7 protein-coding genes are annotated in these 6,187 nt (G+C 30.5%); all 7 read right to left on the reverse strand.

Translation table 11 applies throughout. The features are described from left to right. The coding region (locus ACW9UN_RS16580) for a helix-turn-helix domain-containing protein (protein ID WP_459487485.1) at positions 1-330 on the reverse strand (330 nt) is incomplete at its 3' end. Between the two features lie 108 nt (positions 331-438). Further along, on the reverse strand, positions 439-1,176 hold the full coding sequence (locus tag ACW9UN_RS16585; RefSeq protein WP_459487486.1) for a hypothetical protein: 738 nt from the start codon (positions 1,174-1,176) through the stop codon (positions 439-441). 819 nt (positions 1,177-1,995) lie between these two features. Next, positions 1,996-2,493 carry a hypothetical protein gene (locus tag ACW9UN_RS16590; protein ID WP_459487487.1) on the reverse strand — a complete coding sequence of 166 codons (498 nt, stop codon included), beginning with the start codon at positions 2,491-2,493 and terminating at the stop codon, positions 1,996-1,998. Between the two features lie 153 nt (positions 2,494-2,646). Then, positions 2,647-3,252, reverse strand: a complete 606-nt coding sequence (locus tag ACW9UN_RS16595) for an FEKKY domain-containing protein (RefSeq protein ID WP_459487488.1) — start codon at positions 3,250-3,252, stop codon at positions 2,647-2,649. 130 nt (positions 3,253-3,382) lie between these two features. Further along, on the reverse strand, positions 3,383-4,567 hold the full coding sequence (locus ACW9UN_RS16600; RefSeq protein WP_459487489.1) for a hypothetical protein: 1,185 nt from the start codon (positions 4,565-4,567) through the stop codon (positions 3,383-3,385). 124 nt (positions 4,568-4,691) lie between these two features. Next, positions 4,692-5,621: an IS3 family transposase gene (locus tag ACW9UN_RS16605; protein ID WP_459487491.1), complete on the reverse strand. Its 930-nt coding sequence runs from the start codon at positions 5,619-5,621 to the stop codon at positions 4,692-4,694. Further along, complete coding sequence (locus tag ACW9UN_RS16610) at positions 5,510-5,944, reverse strand: helix-turn-helix domain-containing protein (RefSeq protein ID WP_459487490.1); 435 nt, start codon at positions 5,942-5,944, stop codon at positions 5,510-5,512. The genes ACW9UN_RS16605 and ACW9UN_RS16610 overlap by 112 nt, the downstream gene beginning before the upstream one ends. Between the last annotated feature and the right edge of the window lie 243 nt (positions 5,945-6,187).

Raw genomic sequence — 6,187 nt, forward strand, 5'->3', positions numbered from 1 at the left:
GGGCAACGACTTTTTTGACAAATCGACTCCTGTAATGATTTCCATATCTGCGATAATGTCTTGCTGAAACTCTTTTACAAACTCGAGTTCTTCAATTCGTTCCTTTAATTTTTTAATTTCATCTAGTTTACTCATACCTGTATTTTGTTGCACTAAAGTACTGTATTTTTTGATCCAATAAGATATAGTTGTTCTAGGAACTTCATATTTTTTAGATGCAAAGTTTGTAGAAATTTGACCATTTTGAATTTGGTCAACGACCAATAGTTTGGTCTCTAAAGTTACTTTTTGGTACTTTTTTTTTCGCCAGTGTTGTTTTTGGTTTTTCATAAGTGACTATCATTAATTGCTTAATTTTTAGTCAACCTATTTCAGGAAAGTACAGAATTTACTATTATTACGCCTATTTTGTATATACATTGTTGTAAGCCGTTTTTTTTAACATCCTCTCGAATAATACCATAATCTTGGTTCTCCATTTTTACCGACAACCTCAATCCATCCATCAATCTCAAACTCAATATTATCTTTATCGTCTAAATCTGTGTTACAAGGATGCTCCTTATATTTTTTAACTTTTACTTTTGTCCAGTTACCATTTGTCTCATTGGTTGGTGTTATCTCAAATAAATCACCTTGTAAAGTTTTTTTTGTTGTTGAATTATCTGTCGGTTCCGTTTTCAAATCAAGTCCAGGGTCATTTGCATAAAATCCCATAAGTTGACCTGACATCTTGGTATAAAATTGCTGCCAATCTATTACTTTAAAATTTTTATCCGAAATCTCTTTTTCGTTTATCCAATAGTTAACTGACTCATTCACTATCCTGACAAATCCATTTGTCCGTTCGAAGAATGTAATGCTCATCACCTCGTATCCAATCTCTTTGAAATTTTTTAAATCAATCTTTGTTTCTACATTTGTCTTACTATCAACAAAGAATATCTTATACTCAGGTTCGTTTCCTTTATTTGATTTTGCATTTCGTGTCAGGATACCAATCTTATTGCCGTTTGGTTTGTCAAAAATTGTAAATCCATCACTCGGCGAATAGATACAACAAATATTATCATCGCTGAAATCATTTGGAATTATCAATCCATTTTGTCTTTGTTGACTGAATGAAATCAGTGTTGTAAAAGTCAGAATAATAATCGTTAAGGTTTTTGTTTTCATATCAAATTAGATTTTTGTCAATGTGCAGGGTGTTCTCCAAAATGGCTTACAACGTGTTTGTACAAGGTTAGTTGCGTGGTTAAGCAATAAATTTACTAAATAATTACTGACAAAGAAAATCCGCGAGGATTTTCGTAAGTAGGCTAAAAGCAAGCAATTAATTTTGTACGGTGTTGCAAGTAGTAGTTTTTTTAATTAATAATTCCTTTTTATTTTTCACGATTTTCTGATATTCACACATTTTCATTTTTAAGTTTGAGCGATAAATTTCGCGTTTTGATTTCCAGAGTTTGAGTAATTAACTCAATAATTGTACTAATTCAATTTATTTATATAGAATTTTAATAACTATATTCAATAAATTTAATTAGATAAATATACAATCAATAATATAAAACCAATTCCAACATAAAAAGAGTAAACATTATTTTCCTCAATTTCGGAAAACTCTCCCTTAAAACCTCTGAAAGTCCATATAATTAAAGAACCTAAATAACTTATCCAGTAATATCCCATTTTTTTATTTTGACAATTAGTTATCAAGTTTTTATTTTCTCACGTAAAATTTTTCAAGCGAGAGAGTGTTCAACATTTTTAAATTCCACTTTTTTTTGTATAAAAATTCAATAGTTTTATAACTCATATTTTTCGAGTTTGAGTGGTTTCCGCTATTACTTGCAACGTTGTTGTATAAGCTTTGTTGCGTTGTTTAAGCAGTGAATTTAGTAAATAAAACACGAACGGCGAAATTCCGGAGGAATTTCCCAAGTGAGCTATAAACAGCAATAAAGTTTATACGGTGTTAGCAAACGTTATTTTTTAATCTGGATAGTATTCCCATTTTCCAACATTGTTATAATAAAAATGAGTAGTACCTTTTGTTCCTATATAATAGTGAAGTCTAAAGTCATTAGAATTTATGTAATAAGAAAAATTACTTGTCAATTTCTGATTTTGAAAAGTGTAATCTGAAATATTTTCAGGAAATTCTCCATTCTTCCTTTTGTAGCTATGAAGATATTCGACAAGCATTGATGATTCTTTTTTTAATTCAAACCATTTAGAAACTAAAAGGGATTGATAAGGAATTATTACTAATCCAATGATTATTGCAACAACTAAAGAGATGATTTTTAATTTATAGTGATATAATAGAAACGAAATAATATTTAAAGATAAAATTAAGATAAATATAAATTGTTTCACTTCTCCCAATGTGTAATAAGCATAATAACAACTTATTATTTCAAAAAGCACGAGAGTTATTAGAATTATTTTAAAATTCAAATCACTTTTATTCTTTAGTTCTAATTTCATTTTAATGTTTGCTAACGTGTTTGTGTTATTGAAAGTTGCGATTTTGTGCCATCGTTATTTTCCGAAGGAAAATATAAGATTGCAAGAAAAGCAACTAACTTTAATTTAAGCTAAAAGTAGCAATTTTTTATACACGGTGTTGTGCAACGTATTTTATTTATTTTCTTCTTCAAGTCCGACAATATCTTTTCGAATCTTTTTTCTCCATTTCTTTCCGTATTTTTTGTCCAAATACTCGAAAACTGTTCTGTTATATTCGTAAAGACTTTCTTCTGCAATTGCTTCACAACCATACTCGACAAAATTCACATTATATTTTTTCGCAAATTTCGTGTCTGATTTATAGAAAACAGGTGCAATTCCACTTGATTCCAATATATTTACTTTTCCGCTTTTTAAGTCTTCAAGTGCTTTTTCTCTGTTAAGTCCGAATCTTGGTTTCATTACAAATTCAAATACATATTCTTTTGGTTTATCAACACGAATTATTGTAACAATATTTTCATAACCCAATGCAGTCAATTCAATAGTTTCAATACTATCTTTTTCTCGAATTTTGTATTTAAAGTTAAATTCCCCATTTTCATTTGTGGCTGAATATCGGTATCTCGATTTATAACTCACATAGACGTTTTCAAGTGGTTTTCCATTTACTTCCGACAAAACAATTCCCTTAACTACAATTTCATTCGATTTTTCATTTTGTGAAAATCCGATTATAGAATTCAAGAATAATATTGTTAGGATGAGTTTTTTCATATGTTGCACAACGGTCTCGGCTATGGGTAGTTGCGTGGGTTAGCATTTAACCTTTCAAGTACACACCAAACTGAAAATCCGCGAGGATTTTCAGAAGTAGGCGAGAACAAGCAATTACTTATAGCCATTGTTATGTAGCGTTTTTATTTACTTCTTTTTTTAATTTGTCAATATAACTTTTCGGATTTTTTCCCTCAATTATTCCATCTAAGACGAATTCTTCCAACAATCCTAAACCATAATCAACAGCAGGTTCTACTACAGGTTTAGCCGCTGCTCCGACTGCTCCTCCAATTGGGCCAGCGATTAGCGTACCTAAACCAGACATAGCTCCAAAAAGAAATGTATTCTTGATTAATTTGCCTTTTGTTGTCTCAAAAAACTTTTTTGCTCCAGCAACTTCATTTATGTAAGCCTCAGTTATTTCGCTTGAATCCGAATTTTCTCCAACTTCATTAATCCATTTTCTAAAATATTTTGCACTTGATAAATGTCGTAATTTGAAAATATCACTAATGTCAAAACCTCCTTGGTAAAAGACAGCTTTTAAGTCAGGTGTATTTTCTATTTTAAGTATTTCCGAAACATTTTCTGAAATTTTATAAGCCTTTCCAATGTTCTCAAGGTTCTTTTTAGATATTTCTAAATGTTCATAGTTATTATAGCTTTTATATCCATTTTTAGCTAAAATAGAAGTGTCCAACACAGTATGTCCTAAATCAAAAAGAATTTTTCGTTCCTCCAGGTTTAAATCAAAAGGGTCTTTCTCAAAAGGAAGTCCTAAGTTTTCTAAATTGTTATTTACGTATGCATCCGTAACAACTTTAGCAGCATTACTGCTTATCTCTAATCCGTCATTTACAATGTATTTCGGGACTATGTTTTTGATTAGTCTATTTCTCTCTTTTTTGCTAAGTCCAAATCGTACTAATGCTCTGTAAATATTTATGCTTGGGTCGATATCATCTCCATTTAGACTTCCCCCAACTATTGGTGGTTGTGTGTAAATTACAGACTCGTCAATTGTTCCGTCTTCTCTTTGTCTCCCAGTTCCTGTAAATATTGCAGCTGACTTAATTGAAAAGAGAATATACCCGCTTCTAATTAGCCGTTCTACAGTTTCAAGTCCAAGTTTTGAAATTAGAAATACTAGAGTTAGATTATTTTTGTCCGTACTTAAAACAATTTTGTCAAAAAGTAAAAGTTGTTCAAACAACCCAGCTAGTATTTCAGACTCTTGTTCAGCAGTAAGTCTAGTATTCATTCCAAGTAATGAACCTTTAGTAATCGAATTATTAAATAGTACGTTTTTCAATTTTTCTTAGCTGTTGGTGTATTATACTGATATAGGTTGACCTTTTTTTAGTTTAATTTATACCGTTCAAACAATTTTTTTTAGCCGTTTAGAAGGCAAAAAATAGTTTGAACTAGTGCTGTTCTTAAATCTTAAGTTCAGGTAAATTTACATTATTTTTTCGATAGGATTTATATTTGATGTTAGGATTTAGATGCACTTCAGCAGGTTTTCTGAGATCTAGGCTAAAATGAGTTCTCAAATTGTTGTAAATATAGACAGCTTGTTGTGTCATTTTTTGAGCTAATTCAGTGTTTTTAATGTTTTGTTTTAATCCATATTCATATTTAAGTGTTCTGTTAATGCGTTCAGCGACAGCGTTTTCATACGGGTCGTATTGTTCAGTCATGCTCATTATAATTCCATTTTTTTCAGCGAATTGAGTGTATTTAGGATTGCAGTACTGGAATCCTCTGTCAGAATGATGGATAAGCTTTTTATCTGGGTATTTTCGGTTTTTAATGGCCATAGCAAGAGCATCCATACAAAGTGATGTTCTCATATGGTTATCGAGTTTGTACCCCATAATTTGCTTAGAAAAAGCATCTGTAATAATGGCTAAATAATTATGACCATATTGTGTTTTAATATAAGTGATATCGCAGACCCAAAGTTGTTCAGGACGAGTAGGGACATGATCTTTTACCAGGTTTTTATATTTTCTGTACATATGATTTGAGTTTGTAGTTGTGATGTAATTTTTTCGTTTAGGAATCAAAAGATTATTTAGTCTAAGGAAGCGATAGAACTTGTCTCTACCAATTTTAATATCAGCGTCTATAAAGTCTTGTTTTAGTTCTTTATGTAGTTTAATTCCACCAGTTTTAGAGCTTACTTTTTTACGATAGTCCTTAACCATTTTAATCATTTTTTGATGATCGCTTTCTTTTTTCTGTTGCGTTTTTAGTCTTTTGTAGAAGGCTTGTTTAGAGATCCCAAAACATCCATAGAGCCATTTTCTTTTATACGCTGTTTTTTCTTTTGCTCTATCTCTTTTGCTAATGTTTTGGGCAATGACTTTTTTGACATATCAACTCCTGTAATAAGTTCCATATCAGCGATAATGTCTTGTTGAAAGTCTTTTACAAACTCTAATTCTTCAATCTTTTCCTTTAACTTTTTAATTTCATCGTTTTTACTCATACCTGTATTTTGTTGTACTAAGGTACTATATTTTCTTAACCAATAAGTAATAGTTGTTCTGGGAACATCATATTTTTTTGAAGCTTGGTTGTTGGATAGCTGACCATTTAAGATTTGGTCAACGACTAAAAGTTTGGTTTCTAAAGTGGCTTTTTGGTAGCTTTTTTTTCGCCAGTGTTCATTTTGTGTTTTCATAAGTGACTGTAATTAATTGCTTAATTTTTAGTCAACCGATTTCAGGAAAATTCATGGTTTAAATGCTACATAACGTACGGGTTGTATGGTTAGTTACGTTAATTAAAGATACTATTTTCCTGATAATTACTAAAAAAAAATCGCGAAAAAAAATTTCGCAAGTAGGCAATTAGCAGTAATTAATTATACAGCAGGTTAGTATTCGTTGATTAGAAATAGCCTGATTAGTTTCCCAAAAAAGCC

This window comes from Polaribacter litoreus, assembly GCF_054584775.1.